A 13,626-nucleotide genomic window follows, 5' to 3' on the forward strand; every position below is an offset into this window, starting at 1 on the left:
TACTTCGGGTCCAGATAGTCGCGGTACTGCTCCGGCGGCAACCCGGCATGCGTGTCAGTCGAGATCAACAGGTATTTGTCGCTCATGGCCTGTGCGCTCCCCGCCGTCAGTGGTCGTAGCGGCTGTACGCGAACGGCTCGAAAGCGACCGGATCGACCGGTCCGACGACACTCGCCTTACCCTTCGACGACCGCGTCGTCCACGCGATCGAGGCGGTCTCCCGCACGGGAAGATCGACGATCGGCGCCGTCGGCTCGTCGCGCAGCACGAGCTTGCCCTCGACGCTCTCGGCCGTCACCGGGGTACGGACCTGGTCGTAACGCACCAGCAGCGGGTCACCGTCGAAACCGGACCCGGACACGGCGGGCATGAACTTGTACCACCACTGCGCGGCCGGGTAGGGCTCCCCCACCGGCAGCGGACCGGCGACATCGCCGACGATCTCCACGAAGGTCACGCCGTTGCGGGTGATCCGCCCCTCGACGTGGTCGCCGGCGCGGATGAGCTCGATGTCGGCGAGCTTCTTCGGCTCGCCGTTGCGCTCCCGGCTGACCGAGATAGCGCTTTCCAGGTCAATCGGGATCAGCAGCGGGTACTCCCCGGTGAACCCGTCGTAGACCGCGTCGACGGCCAGGAACCCGACCAGTTCCTTGTGGCGGTACTCCCCGAACGTCAGGTCGATGTCGGTGATCCGGACGTGCACCCGGGGCTCGGCCGGCGGGGTCAGCGGCGGCGGGAGGACGGCGGCGAGCGCCTCCGGGTCCGTCAGGTAGACCACCTCCAGCGACGGAATCGGCGGAAGCCCGGCTCCCAGGTCCTGCCGCTCGCCGTCGGCTAACTTCTTGATCTCACGTACCCACCGGTTGCCCATGGGGACTCCTTCGCGGACGTCGGGGTGTGGAGAGGCCGGGTTCTCGGGGTGGTGGAGGCTGAAAGCGGACGAGAGCCGCTCAGGCATCGGGGTAGGAGTAGAACTGGGCGCACCAGCGGCGATGCTCCGTGATGCCCTTCTCGGAGGGACGCAGCACGGGCGGGTCCTTGAAGATCTTGTTCTCCCAGATCGGGAAGTCCTGGCTGACGCCGGCGACGAAGCTGTCCGCCGCCGCCTCGGCGACCCCCTCGCCGGCGCGGCGGGGCGAGGTGAAGATCCAGCGGCAGTGCACGTTCTCCTCGTCGATCGGGGTCGTCGACGACAGGAACGTGGTGTAGTCCTTCACCCGCAGCACGCCGAGGCCCAGGCCGTAGCCCTCCCGGACGAAGTTGCCGTCCATGCCGACGGTGCGCTTGTAGTGGCCGTCGGTGTGGAACTCCTCCTCGGGCACCGCGGGCGTGCCGTGCACGAACCTGAAGTGCGGGGTGTCGACGTTGTTCTCGGCCATCTCCTGGCAGCAGGTGGCGATCTCGAACTCCCGGACGACGATGGGTGACCAGTCGTCGTCGTGGAACTCGGGCACGTCGGGCACGTCGTAGAACGGCTCGGAGCCCTCCAGGTGGTGCCAGGCCCAGATCATGTGGTTGCGCTCGATCGTCGGGTAGACGCGGGCGGTCGCCGTCTTCGGGATGTAGTCGACGTCGTCGTAGGGCACCTCGACGCAGCTCCCGCTGGCGCCGTCGAAGCGCCAGCCGTGGAACGGGCACTGCAGCGTGCCGTCGACCACCCGGCCGCCGACGCCCAGGTGGGCGCCCAGGTGCGGGCAGTAGGCGTCCAGCAGATGGGGGGTGCCGTCCGCGGCCCGGAACAGCACGAGGTCCTTGCCGAAGTAGTAGAGGTTGCGGGTCTCTCGGGGCGCGATCTCGTCGGCGGTGGCCACGATGAACCAGCCGTTCGGGATCGGGAAGGGGAACCGCCGCCCGCGCTGGCGGCGGACCCGGGTGCGCAGGGACAGGTCCGTGGCCGTGTCGGGCCGCTTGGGCATCGGCAGGCCGACGAACCGGTCCACCCGCCCGCTCAGCACGGGCACCTCCCCCACCGGGTAGGCCGTCCTCGCCGCCGGCCCGTCGTCGCGGACCCGCGCGGGCTCCCGCGTCGCGGCCTCGTCGGAGATCGTCATCTCCTGCCTCCAGGGGTGTGGCCCTCGGGCGGGCCGTGGGGATCCTCGCCAGGGCCGAGGACTCCGCGCCGGACGCGGCCGCCCTCGGTCCCCCCGCATGTCGTCTGTAGGTCCTCGCCAGGCCAGAGCCTCGGCGGTAGCTCGGACAGAAGGCAGAGTCGGATAAGATATACAATCACCCTCCGCCGCCATCGGCGAGAGGATCACTGAACCAACATTCAACAACGTCGCAGGCCGGTTCACAAGGGCGTTCGCCCGGACACCCGGTACCAGGACACGACCAACACCACAGCACGACCACGAGAAGCGGGAGAGCCACGTGACCGACGGCGTGTGGGGCAGCGCTCCCCGGCACACGACCACAGCGCTGCTGCTGGCGCGCACCGAGAAGGACCCGGACTCCGAGTACCTGGACGTGAACGGCGCCAAGTTCAGCGCCGCCGAGGTCGCCCGGACGGCCGCGGCACTCGGCGCCGCGCTCGTGCGCGAGCTCGGCGTCCGCCCGGGCGACCGGGTCGCGAGCCTGATCGAGAACTCGCCGGAGGCGATGCTCGTCTGGTGGGCCACCCAGTGGGCCGGCGGGATCGCGGTGCCGATCAACACCGCCTACAAGGGCGAGTACCTGCGCCATCAGCTGCGTGACTCGGGCGCGAGCGTCCTGGTCGTCGCCGCGGACCTGGCCGACCGGGCGCGGGCGGTCAGCGCCGACCTCGAGACGCTGCGCCACGTCGTCGTGACCGGCCCCGACCGGCTCGAGTTCCCGGGCGTCGCCGCCCACCGCTGGGGCGACCTGGCGGCGGCGAGCCCACTGGCGGCGCCGGTCGACCGGCGCCCCGCGGATCTGGCGACCTTCATCTACACCGGCGGCACGACCGGCCCGTCCAAGGGCTGCATGCTCAGCCACAACTACCACGAGGCGCTGGCCACCCAGATCGGCGTGACCTGGGGACGCACCGCCGACGACGTGCTGTGGACGCCGCTGCCGCTGTTCCACTTCAACGCGCTGACCACCGCCGTGATCGGCGCGCTGGTCTTCGGCGGGCGCTCGGCGATCTACCGGAAGTTCTCGGTGTCGAACTTCTGGCCGGAGATGAACCGCGCGGGCGCGACGCTGACGTCCACGCTCGGCACGATGGCCTACCTGCTCGCGCACGATGTCGACCGCCCGGAGATGCCGCGCTCCGGGGCGCCCGAGGCGAACACGTCGCTGCGGATGATGGGCGCGGCCCCGCTGCCGCCCGAGGTCGACGACATCCTGCGCTCCCGGTTCGGCATCGAGACGTTCTCCGGCGCCTACGGCGTCACCGAGGCGAGCCTGATCTCCACCCTGCCGCCCGGCGTGCGCAACAAGCCAAGGGCCGCGGGAAAGATCAACGCGGACTATTTCGACGTCCGCGTGTTCGACGACGACGACAACGAGCTGCCGCGCGGCACCGACGGCGAGATCGTGGTGCGGCCCAAGCTCGCGCACGTCATGTTCGAGGGCTACTGGGGCCGGCCGGAGGCGACCGTCGAGACCAGCCGGAACTGGTGGTACCACACCGGCGACATCGGCCGAATCGACGCCGAGGACTTCCTGTTCTTCGTCGACCGCAAGGCCGACTACCTGCGCCGGCGCGGCGAGAACATCTCCAGCTTCGAGGTCGAGCGCGTCCTGATGGGCCACGGCGAGCTCGCCGACGTGGCCGTGCACGCCGTCTTCAGCAAGCTCACCGAGGACGACGTGAAGGTGACCGCGACCCGTGTCTCGGGCTCGACGCTCACCGAGGAGCAGCTCTTCCGCTGGTGCGTCGACGCGCTGCCGTACTTCGCGATCCCGCGCTACATCGAGTTCCGCGACGAGCTGCCGCGCAGCCCGGTCGGCCGGGTGCTCAAGCGGGACCTGCGCGCCGAGGGCGTCACGCCGGCCACCTGGGACGCCGAGGCCGCCGGCATCACCTACGAGAAGCGCTGAGCCACCTGGCGGCAGATGATGAGAAAAGCCCTGACGGCCCGCCGTCAGGGCTTTTCTCGTGGGTGGACCACTTCTGAGCCTTTCCGTCCCGGGCCCGACCGGCCGGGCCGGCGCGGATCAGCGGGGCAGACGGAAAGGGTTCATTCCTCCGCGGCCCAGATAATGTTGCGGGACCGCAGCAGGTCGACGACGAGCTCGCCGTGGCCGCGCAGCATCTTCACGAACTCCGCGGACGCGCGCTGGCCGTCGCCCTCCCGGATCGCGCGGTTGACCGCCGCGATACCGCGCTTCTGCGGCTCGATGGTGCCGGGAACCAGCTCGAAGAAGTTCCCGGGAATGACGCCCGTCATCAGCCGGCCGAACGAGGACAGCCGCGGCGAGGCCGCCATCGCGAAAATCTGGCGAAGATAGGTCTCGTTGGCGTGCAGGACGTCGTCGGGGTCCTGCGCCGCGCGCAGCGCGCGCTCGGCGACGGACAGCGCCTCGACGCCCTCCTTCTCGCCCCGCTCGGTGGCACGCTCGGCGGCCAGCCCATAGAGCTGGCCGAGCAGCGCGTAGTGGTCGCGCACCGAGTTCAGGTCGAGGCCGTGCACGAACGCGCCCCGGTGGGGCTCGATCGAGATCCAGCCCTCGCTCTCCAGGGCGATCATCGCCTCACGCACCGGAATGCGGCTGACGCCCAGTTCCTCGGCGATCTCATCCTGGCGGACGTGGTCACCCTGGCGCAGGGTGCCGGCAAAAATCAGGCTTCGGATATGGTCCGCGACCTGGCTTCCGCTGCTCCTGCGGTCGACAACGGACCGTTTGCCCGCCGCATGGTGCGAAAGCGGGCTGGCGGCGGTCGCCGTCCGGCGGTTGGGAGGTATGGCCGTGCTCCTTGCTCATCTGGGTAGCTCACTCATGGGTCGGCCCATACCAACTCACGAGACCGGCTCATAAGACCTGCGCGCACGGCCCGCGCAAACGCGCGGCGGACCGGCTACGAACTGTAGGAAGTATACGACCTTGCGGCGCGACATCCGCGCGACGCGCGCGCGGGCCACGCATTGCGTCCGTCACGTTCCGGGCGCCCGCGGCGCGTCGTTCCACCGGGAGGCGGTGCCGGCGAGCGGGCAAAGAGAGCGCCTCTCGCCGGCACCACGCGCCTCGGTGGCTGGCGGCACCACCAACCTGGCCGATATCTCCCGAGCGTCGTCGGCTACTTGGATGTCGAAACGGCGGAAGATCCTCCCAAGGCGCCCCCTCACGCGAGGCCCGGCCGAGCCGGCGTCAGTCCTCCGTGTCCAGACGGCCGGACCCGGCGGAGGTGGCGACGGCGTCGAGCGGCCGCTCGCGCTCGCCCGCCTCCGGCGCGAGGCCCAGGTAGGCGGTGGCCAGGCGCTCGGCGTCGACCTCGGCCGCCGGACCCGTCCAGGTGATGTGCCCGACGGTGAGGAAGGCGACCCGGTCGGCGATCGCGAGCGCGTCGCGGGTCTTCTCCTCGGCGATGAGCAGCGCCGTGCCCTGGCTCTGCAGGCTGCGCAGCGCCTCGAAGATCTGCTCGATGATGAGCGGGGCGAGACCGAGCGACGGCTCGTCGGCCACCAGCAGCTTCGGCGGGCGGACCAGCGCGGGCGCCAGCGTGAGCATCTGCTGCTCACCGCCCGACATCGTGCCAGCCGCCTGGTTGCGCCGCTCCTTGAGCACGGGGAAGGCGTCGTAGGCGCCCTCGCGCTCGGCCGCGTCCCGCAGCCACAGCTGGAGGTTCTCCTCGACGGTCAGGTCGGGGAAGATGCCGCGGCCCTCGGGGGCGAGGTAGGCGCTGTCGCGCTCCCGCCGGCGCGCCGGGACTCCGGTGACGTCCTGGCCGGCGAGCCAGATCGTCCCGCCGCGCGCCGGCACCAGGCCACCGACGACCGAGCACAGGGTCGTCTTGCCGGCGCCGTTGCTGCCCAGCAGGGCGACCGCCTCGCCGGGGCTGACGGTGAGGTCGATCCCGTGCAGGACCTCGATCTCGCCGTAGCCGGCCTTGAGCCCGGACAGCCGCAGCACCGGCGCCGCGGCGCCGTCGGCCACCGGGGCCGCGACCGGGGTGGCCGTGGCGACCGAGGCCGCGGCCGCCTCGGCGGCCGCCTGCTGCGCGGCCTTGCGCGCGGCGCGCTCCTGGCGGATCCGGGCGCCGGCGGCGAGGCCGCCCTCCGGGTCACGCGCCAGGCCGATCGCGCCGAGGCCGAACAGCATCTGCATGAAGTAGGTGGACGCCGGGACGTGGTCGAGGCCGACTGCCGCGACCACCAGCAGCGCGACCGCGATGCCCCCGCCCGTCAGCTTGCGGACGGTGAGGCCGCCCTTGACCATCAGCGTGACCAGGCTGAGCAGCGCGACGGCCGCGCCGAGGCTGAAGATGATCCGCATGACGAGGCCGGACTCGAGCGCCTCCGGCGCGACGACCATCATCAGGCCCGCGAGCACCGCGCCCGCCGGCCGACGGATGCTGAGGGTGACCGTGGTGGCCAGCCACACCAGGCCGAGCAGCACGTCGAAGTCGGTGTTGGTGACCCGGCCGCGACTCGAGGCCAGCAGTACGCCGCCGAAGCCGGCGATGCCCGCCGAGATCACGAACACCAGCAGCTTCATCCGGTCGGCGGCGATGCCGCTGGTCCGGGCGCCGACCTCGGTGGAGCGGACGGCCAGCATCGCCCGGCCCGTGCTGGAGACGCGCAGCGCGTGCACCAGCCAGACCACCAGGCACACCAGCACCAGCATGAACAGCACCCGCCAGCGCGGGTTGGTGGTGTCGATCGGCCCCAGCTTCGGCGGGGTCACCGCCCAGCCACTGGAACCGTTGGAGATGCTCCGGATCTGGAAGAGCAGGTTCTGGCCGACGTAGGCGAGCGCCAGCGTGGACAGCGCCAGCGGCAGGCCACCGAGGCGACGCGTCGGCAGCGCGACGATCAGGCCGATGAGGGCGGCGACCACCGTGCCCGCCAGCAGCGCCGGCAGGAACGGCACGTCGTGCGAGAGCATGATGCCCGCGGTGAACGCGCCGGAGAGCACGAACGCCGCCTGCGCGAGGCTCACCATGCCGCCGATGCCGGTGACGACGGTGAACGACAGCAACACGATCGAGGTGGCCAGGCCCTGGGCGAGCAGGCCCGCCCAGTAGTCGTCGGCGCCCCAGGCGGTGAAGCCGAGCAGGGCCACGGTGAGCACCGCCCACACCGCGCGCCGCCGCCACGGGTCGGTGCTGAGGTCGTACGCCGGTGGCTTCTCCTCCAGCGTGGTACCGGCGCTGCGTCCGCGCTCGGCGCCGAAGAAGATCAGCAGGACGAACAGGATGATGAACGGCACCGCGGTGCGGAAGCCGGTGATGTCGAGGTAGTCCGAGACGTAGCCGTCGACCAGGTTCTGCGCGACGCCGAGCAGCAGGCCGCCGAGCATCGCGATCGGGATCGAGGCCATCCGGCCGAGCACGACCGCCGGGATCGAGATGAACAGCAGCGTGTTGTAGCTGAACGAGTTCAGGCCGAACATCGGGGCGAGCAGGACGCCGACCAGGCCCGCGAGGCCGCACGAGGTGATCCAGGAGACCGCGGAGGCGCGGTCCGGGTCGACGCTGCGCAGCGCGGCGAGGTTCGGCCGGCTCACCGACGCGCGCATCTCGAGGCCGATGCGGGTGTGGCGCACCAGGTACCACAACAGCACCGCCGCGAAGACCGCCGCGCCGAGCATCGCGAGCTGGTCGCTGTCGATGATCAGCCCGTCGCCGAAGGTGTAGCTCTCCTTCGGGCTCGGGCCGAGGCCGGGAATCCGGAAGACGTCCTCGATCGCGGGCACGCAGCGGGCGTCGGGCTCCTGCGGGGTACAGCCGGCCAGGTTCGCCTTGTCCTTGAGCAGCGCGACGATCCACAGCCCCAGCGAGGGCAGCGCGATCAGCAGGCCGAGCGAAGCCACCATCCGGGCGGCGATCGACGCCTCCCGTAGCGGGTTGAACAGCACCTTGTGCAGTAACCAGCCGAGCAACGGCGCGAAGATGCCGATGCAGATGACCGCACTGAGCCAGATCGGCAGCTTCTGGCCGGAGTTCAGCTGGAAGAACAGGTAGGCGGTCGAGAAGGCGACGCCGCCCTGCCCGAAGTTGAAGACGCCGGATGTCTGGTAGCTCAGCGTCAGCCCAGACGCGAGGATCGCGTACAAAGCGCCGGTGACCAGCCCCGCGACGACCAGGTTGAAGAACTCGGTCACGTACTCCTCCTTATGACGTCCGCGGGGACGCGGCGTCCGGGTGCCCCGTCCGGGCGGGCGGGCAACCGCCGATCGGGGGTGGCGCCGCCGTCATCCGGTCGCTGCCCGGCGACGGCGTTTCCTGATATTTACGGTTATCGGCCGTCGTCCGGGGCGGAGAACAGGCCCAGTGCCGCGTGGGCCACCGCGCCGCTCCCCGCCTGGCGGCTAGCCGAGGTAGGCGTTACGTACGGCTTCGTCGGCCTGGATCTGGGCCGGGGTGCCCTCGGCCAGCACCGCGCCGAGGTTGAGCACGGTGATCCGGTCGCACATCCGCATGACGAACCCGGCGTCGTGCTCGACGAGCAGGATCGCGGTCCCCTTGCCGCGCAGCGACTGGATCAGGTCGCCGAACCGCTCGGACTCGGCATGGTCGAGCCCCGAGGTCGGCTCGTCGAGCAGCAGCAGCCGCGGCTCGTCGACGATCGCTCTGGCGAGCTCGACGAGCCGCTGCTGGCCGAGCGGCAGCGAGCCGGCGGCGGCGCGGCGGCAGTCGGCCAGGCCGCACCAGGCCAGCACCTCGTCGGCCTTCTCCCGGCGGGACCGCTCCAGCGCGCGCCGGCCCGGCCAGGCGACCAGGTCCGCGAGCACGCCGCCTCCGCCGCCGTGCCACTCGAGCGCGGCCAGCACGTTGTCCTCCACGGACAGCCAGCTGAAGACCTGGGCCCGCTGGAAGGTGCGGCGCATGCCGAGCCTGGCGCGCGCGGTGGACGACAGCCCGCTGACCTCGCGGCCGGCGAACTGGACGCCGCCCACCGTCGGCGGGGTGATGCCGGAGACGATGTCGAACAGCGTCGTCTTGCCGGCGCCGTTCGGGCCGATGAGCCCCTGTACCCGGCCCGGCGCGACCTCCAGCGAGACGTTCGTCAGCGCCTGGACGCCGCCGAACCGCTTGCTGATGCCATACAGGCGCAGCAACGGTTCCGGGGCGCCCCCGGCGGTGGTCGCCGCGCCGGACGGGGCCGCCAGTGCCGTGGCCGTCGTCGCGGCCGGCGTCGAGTCGCTAGCGCCAGGCGGCATGGGGCCTCCAAGTTCAGCCGAACAGTGATCGTGGATACTATATGCAATCTGGCGACGATGTAACAAGGGTCACGTTCAGTCCAGGCCGAGCAGAACGGTCGACGTCGACGAGAACCAGCCGCCCGTGCCGTTCACGCAGGCCACCCGCGCGTTCGGCACCTGCCGGCCGGCCGCCTCGCCGCGCAGCTGCCGCACGGCCTCCACGAGCAGGAAGATCCCGCGCATCCCCGGGTGGCAGGCCGACAGGCCACCCCCGTCGGTGTTGGTGGGCATCCGCCCGCCGACCCGCATCGTGCCGCCCTCCAGGTACGCGCCGCCCTCGCCCCGGCCGCAGAAGCCAAGCGCCTCGAAGGTGAGCAGGACCGTCGAGGTGAACGAGTCGTAGAACTGGCAGACGTCGACGTCCGCCGGGCTGAGCCCGGCCCGCTCGAAGGCCAGCTTGCCGGACACCGCGGCCGGCGAGACCGTGAAGTCCGTCCATTCCGACATCGTGGTCACGTTGCTCGCGGTGCCGGTGCCGAGCACCCGCACCGCGGGGCGTGGCAGGTCGGCGGCGCGCTCGGCGGAGGTCAGCACGACCGCGCCCCCGCCGTCGCTGCGGATGCAGCAGTGCAGCTTGGTGAACGGGGTGGCCACCATCGGCGCGGACAGCACGTCGTCGACGGTGAGCGGGTCCCGGTACATGGCGTCCGGGTTGAGGCTCGCGTTGTGGCGGGTGTCGACCGCGATGTTCGCGAGCTGCTCGATCGTGGTCCCGAACTCGTGCATGTGCCGGCGTGCCGTCATCGCGTACTTCGCGATCAGCGTGTGCCCCCACGGCGCCTCGAACTGGCTCGGGCCGCGGGTCGACAGCGACAGGTTCGCGGTTCGCAGCCGCTTCTTGAGGTCCGCGCGGGCCGTCGAGCCGTAGACCAGCAGGACGGTGTGCGCGGTGCCCGCCCTGATCGCGTCGACGGCGTGCTCGAGCATGACCTCCCAGGTCGACCCGCCGACCGCGGTCGAGTCGACCCAGGTCGGCCGCAGCCCGAGGTACTCGGCGAGTTCCACCGGCTGGAGCACCCCGAGCCCGGTGGAGCCGAACCCGTCGACGTCGGCGTGGCTCAGCCCCGCGTCGGCGAGCGCGCGCGCCGCCGCCTGGTAGTGCAGGGCGAACGGTGTCGCCCCGTCCACCCGCCCGCAGTCCGACAGCGCCGCGCCGACGACGGCTACCTGCCCCGACATACGTCCTCCTCGCCCAGCAAAGACTGGTACCGCATATCTGACCGGTTCGCCCGGCCCTGTTCCACCCCCGGCCACCATCCCGCCAGCAACGGCGGCACGACCGGCGACACAACAACCACGACGCGTCACGCGGCCCGACCGGTCCCGGGAGGCGCCGCGCGGGTGGACGAAACGGTCATCCCGACCGACAGTTTGTATATACTATGCGATCACGGTTCCAGGCGCCTCCACCAGGCGCCATCCCCGCGGAGCACCCGTCCCCGCAGAGCACCCGTCGGGAGAGCGCATGGCCGAAGGCACGACGGCACCAGACAAGGGCCCTGTCTTCTTCGAGGACCTCGAGGTCGGCGGGAAGGCGCCAGTACGGACGCTCACGCTGACGCGCACGGACCTGGTCCGCTACGCGGGCGCGTCCCGCGACTTCAACCCGCTGCACCACGACGACGAGCGGGCGCGCGCCGCCGGCATGAAGAGCGTGTTCGGGCACGGCATGTTCTCCGCCGGGCTGCTCGCGACCGCGCTGACCGACCTCGTCGGCGTCGGGAACCTGCGCGGCTACAAGGTGCGCTTCACGACCCAGGCCTGGCCCGGCGACGCGCTGAGCACCGACATCACGGTCACGGGCAAGGACGAGGCGACCGGCACCGTCCAGCTCGACTGCCAGGTGGTGAACACGGACGGCAAGGCCGTGGTCGCCGGTTCCGCGGTCGCGACGCCCGTTCGCGCGCGAGGGAACGCGGGAGGGCCGGCGTCATGAGCGGCCCCCGGTTCGACCTGCCGACGATCGAGGCGGAGACCGCGCCCTGGTGGGACGCGGCCCGCCGCGGCGAGCTGCTGATCCGCCGCTGCGGCGACTGCCGCAAGGCGCACCTCTACCCGCGCCCGTTCTGCCCGGCCTGCTGGAGCGAGAACGTCACCTGGGAGCGGGCCGCCGGCACCGGCACCCTCTACACCTGGTCCGAGGTCCGGGCGAACGACCTGCCGCCGTTCAAGGGCCGGGTCCCCTACATCGCGGCGATCGTCGACCTCGACGAGGGCCCGCGGCTGGAGACCAACATCGTCGGAGTCACCGAGGCGGAGCTGGCCATCGGCATGCCCGTCAAGGTCGACTTCCAGACCGACGACGAGGCCGACCTGACCGTCCCCGTCTTCCGCCCCGCCTGACGGCCCGGCCGGACCCCGCCGCCCCCACCCCTCCCGAACGCTTCCCGGAGACCATCACCGTGAGCGCCACCGATCTGGTCGGCACCGCCCTGCCGCCGGCGGCCGTCGTCGTCGAGCGCGGCGCCGTCGCCGCCTTCGCCGAGGCCGTCACCGACACGTCGCCCGTCTACCAGCGGGCCGACGCCGCCCGCGCGGCCGGCTTCGACGCGATCCCCGCTCCGCCCACCTTCACCTTCGCCGCGCGGCTGCTCGGTGCCTTCCCCGACCTGCAGCCCGCCCGTCCCGAGGGGGCGCTCGAGGTCACGGACGTGATCGCGGCGCTGCGCACGGACGGCGGCCTGATCCTGCACGCCGAGCAGGAGTTCACCTACCACCGCCCGGTGCTCACCGGTTCCACCGTGCACCTCACCGGCGAGGTCGAGGACGTCCGGGTCACCACCAACAGCCGCGGCCAGACGATGACCTTCGTCAGGATCCGGACCGACACCCGCGACGACGCGGGCGAGCTCCTCGTCACCGAGGTCATGACCCTGCTGCACCGCGCCTGACCGAGCCGGCCGGCGGCCGGCCCAGGAGGTGATGCCGACCCAGGAGGTAATGGTTGTCGCATTTGGCGGGCAGGGCGTCCGGACGCGAGGCGCGTCGCCGGTGATCACGGAATGATGTCGTTCGTGACGACCTCCGCCGAGACGACGCCCGAGTCCCCCGCCGCCCCCGGACCGCTGCCGCTCGCCGGGCTGCTCGTCGTCGGCCTCGAGCAGGCCGTCGCCGCGCCGATCGCGACCCGGCACCTGGCCGACCTGGGCGCCCGCGTCGTCAAGGTGGAGAACCCGCGCGGCGGCGACATGGCCCGCTCCTACGACGGCGCGTGGCACGGCGAGATCGGGGCGCACTTCGCCTGGCTCAACCGGGGCAAGGAGTCGTTCGCGGTCAACCTGCGTGACCCGCGCGGCGCCGCGGCGCTCGAGGAGCTGGTCGCCCGCGCCGACGTCGTGGTGCAGAACCTCGCCCCGGGGGCCGCCGCCCGCCGGGGGCTCGCGGCCGAGCAGCTGCACGCCAGGTACCCGCGGGTCGTCGCCGTCGACATCTCCGGCTACGGCGAGGGCGGCCCGCTCTCGCACAAGCGGGCCTACGACCTGCTGGTCCAGTCCGAGTCCGGGTCGTGCGCGATCACCGGCCACGAGGGCCACCCGGCCAAGGCGGGCATCCCGCTGGCCGACATCGGCGGCGGCATGTACACGCTCACCTCCGTGCTCGCCGCGCTGTACGCACGCAACGCCACCGGCAGGGGCGCGGCCATCCAGGTCGGCCTGTTCGACGCCGCGGTCGAGTGGATGGGCTACGCGCTGAACTACACGATGGGCAGCGGCCTGGTGCAGGAGCCGAACGGCGTGAGCTCGCCGGCGGTCGCGCCCTACGGCAACTACCGGACGGCCGACGACCAGGTGCTCGTGGTCGGCACGACGAACAACGGCGAGTGGCAGCGGCTCGCGCGGGAGGTCCTGGGCCGGCCCGACCTCGCCGACGACAAGCGGTTCACCGAGAACGACGACCGGGTCCGCGAGCGTGCGCCGCTCGACGTCGAGATCGCCGCGTGGGCGCGCACCGTCACCCTCGCCGACGCCCGGGAACAGCTGGACAAGGCCGGGATCGGCAACGCCCGGCTCAACACCGTCCCGGACGTCATCGACCACCCGCACCTGGCCGCCCGCGACCGCTGGCGCGAGGTCGCCTCCCCCGCCGGCCCCGTGCGCGCGGTCCTCCCGCCGCCGGTGAACAAGGACTGGGCCTTCCCGATGGGTGAGATTCCCGCGGTCGGCCAGCACAACGAGGCGATCCTGAGAGAGCTCGGCCGCTCCCCCGACGAGATCGCCGCGCTGCGCGCCGACGGCGTCATCTGAGCGCGCCGGCCGCGCCGAGCCCGTTCCGCTGCCCGGACGGACGCGCGGACGG

11 protein-coding genes are annotated in these 13,626 nt (G+C 71.9%); 5 read left to right on the top strand and 6 right to left on the bottom strand.

Translation table 11 applies throughout. The features are described from left to right. Nucleotides 1–106 precede the first annotated feature (106 nt). On the bottom strand, nt 107–958 hold the full coding sequence (locus I6A81_RS28030) for an acetoacetate decarboxylase family protein (RefSeq protein ID WP_238429113.1): 852 nt from the start codon (nt 956–958) through the stop codon (nt 107–109). Next, on the bottom strand, nt 951–2,051 hold the full coding sequence (locus tag I6A81_RS28035; RefSeq protein WP_203010360.1) for a Rieske 2Fe-2S domain-containing protein: 1,101 nt from the start codon (nt 2,049–2,051) through the stop codon (nt 951–953). Before I6A81_RS28035 ends, I6A81_RS28030 begins: the two co-directional genes overlap by 8 nt. A 319-nt stretch (nt 2,052–2,370) precedes the next feature. Between I6A81_RS28035 and I6A81_RS28040 the strand changes: the two genes are divergently transcribed. After that, a complete protein-coding gene (locus I6A81_RS28040; protein ID WP_203003187.1) occupies nt 2,371–4,005 on the top strand; it encodes an AMP-binding protein in 1,635 nt (544 codons plus the stop codon). A 140-nt stretch (nt 4,006–4,145) separates the two neighbouring features. On the opposite strand, the gene I6A81_RS45800 is transcribed toward I6A81_RS28040, so the two are convergent. The 4 genes from I6A81_RS45800 to I6A81_RS28060 all read right to left on the bottom strand — a co-directional run bounded on the left by I6A81_RS45800 (nt 4,146) and on the right by I6A81_RS28060 (nt 10,509). Then, complete coding sequence (locus I6A81_RS45800; protein WP_203003192.1) at nt 4,146–4,871, bottom strand: GntR family transcriptional regulator; 726 nt, start codon at nt 4,869–4,871, stop codon at nt 4,146–4,148. 403 nt (nt 4,872–5,274) lie between these two features. Beyond that, complete coding sequence (locus I6A81_RS28050; RefSeq protein ID WP_203003186.1) at nt 5,275–8,229, bottom strand: ABC transporter permease subunit; 2,955 nt, start codon at nt 8,227–8,229, stop codon at nt 5,275–5,277. Nucleotides 8,230–8,436: 207 nt separating this feature from the next. Next, nucleotides 8,437–9,288: an ABC transporter ATP-binding protein gene (locus tag I6A81_RS28055; RefSeq protein WP_203003185.1), complete on the bottom strand. Its 852-nt coding sequence runs from the start codon at nt 9,286–9,288 to the stop codon at nt 8,437–8,439. A 75-nt stretch (nt 9,289–9,363) separates the two neighbouring features. Next, nucleotides 9,364–10,509: a thiolase C-terminal domain-containing protein gene (locus I6A81_RS28060; protein WP_203003184.1), complete on the bottom strand. Its 1,146-nt coding sequence runs from the start codon at nt 10,507–10,509 to the stop codon at nt 9,364–9,366. A gap of 286 nt (nt 10,510–10,795) precedes the next feature. Here I6A81_RS28060 and I6A81_RS28065 point away from each other — a divergent pair, with 286 nt between their 5' ends. The 4 genes from I6A81_RS28065 to I6A81_RS28080 all read left to right on the top strand — a co-directional run bounded on the left by I6A81_RS28065 (nt 10,796) and on the right by I6A81_RS28080 (nt 13,574). After that, nucleotides 10,796–11,266 carry a MaoC family dehydratase gene (locus tag I6A81_RS28065; protein WP_203003183.1) on the top strand — a complete coding sequence of 157 codons (471 nt, stop codon included), beginning with the start codon at nt 10,796–10,798 and terminating at the stop codon, nt 11,264–11,266. Further along, a complete protein-coding gene (locus tag I6A81_RS28070; RefSeq protein ID WP_203003182.1) occupies nt 11,263–11,673 on the top strand; it encodes a Zn-ribbon domain-containing OB-fold protein in 411 nt (136 codons plus the stop codon). Before I6A81_RS28065 ends, I6A81_RS28070 begins: the two co-directional genes overlap by 4 nt. Nucleotides 11,674–11,732: 59 nt before the next feature. After that, the gene (locus I6A81_RS28075) at nt 11,733–12,221 is read left to right on the top strand and encodes an FAS1-like dehydratase domain-containing protein (RefSeq protein ID WP_203003181.1); all 489 of its coding nucleotides are present in this window, start codon (nt 11,733–11,735) and stop codon (nt 12,219–12,221) included. A 114-nt stretch (nt 12,222–12,335) separates the two neighbouring features. After that, nucleotides 12,336–13,574, top strand: a complete 1,239-nt coding sequence (locus I6A81_RS28080; RefSeq protein ID WP_203003180.1) for a CaiB/BaiF CoA transferase family protein — start codon at nt 12,336–12,338, stop codon at nt 13,572–13,574. The last annotated feature ends 52 nt before the right edge of the window (nt 13,575–13,626 follow it).

The sequence above is a fragment of the Frankia nepalensis genome, from assembly GCF_016786325.1.
GTDB classification, from domain to species: domain Bacteria; phylum Actinomycetota; class Actinomycetes; order Frankiales; family Frankiaceae; genus Pseudofrankia; species Pseudofrankia nepalensis.

Excerpts from the sequence above, each read along its gene's own strand:
- I6A81_RS28035 (WP_203010360.1), bottom strand. The coding sequence starts at position 2,051 with ATGACGATCTCCGACGAGGCCGCGACGCGGGAGCCCGCGCGGGTCCGC.
- I6A81_RS28060 (WP_203003184.1), bottom strand. The coding sequence starts at position 10,509 with ATGTCGGGGCAGGTAGCCGTCGTCGGCGCGGCGCTGTCGGACTGCGGG.
- I6A81_RS28055 (WP_203003185.1), bottom strand. The coding sequence starts at position 9,288 with ATGCCGCCTGGCGCTAGCGACTCGACGCCGGCCGCGACGACGGCCACG.
- I6A81_RS28080 (WP_203003180.1), top strand. The coding sequence starts at position 12,336 with ATGTCGTTCGTGACGACCTCCGCCGAGACGACGCCCGAGTCCCCCGCC.
- I6A81_RS28030 (WP_238429113.1), bottom strand. The coding sequence starts at position 958 with ATGCCTGAGCGGCTCTCGTCCGCTTTCAGCCTCCACCACCCCGAGAAC.
- I6A81_RS28065 (WP_203003183.1), top strand. The coding sequence starts at position 10,796 with ATGGCCGAAGGCACGACGGCACCAGACAAGGGCCCTGTCTTCTTCGAG.
- I6A81_RS28070 (WP_203003182.1), top strand. The coding sequence starts at position 11,263 with ATGAGCGGCCCCCGGTTCGACCTGCCGACGATCGAGGCGGAGACCGCG.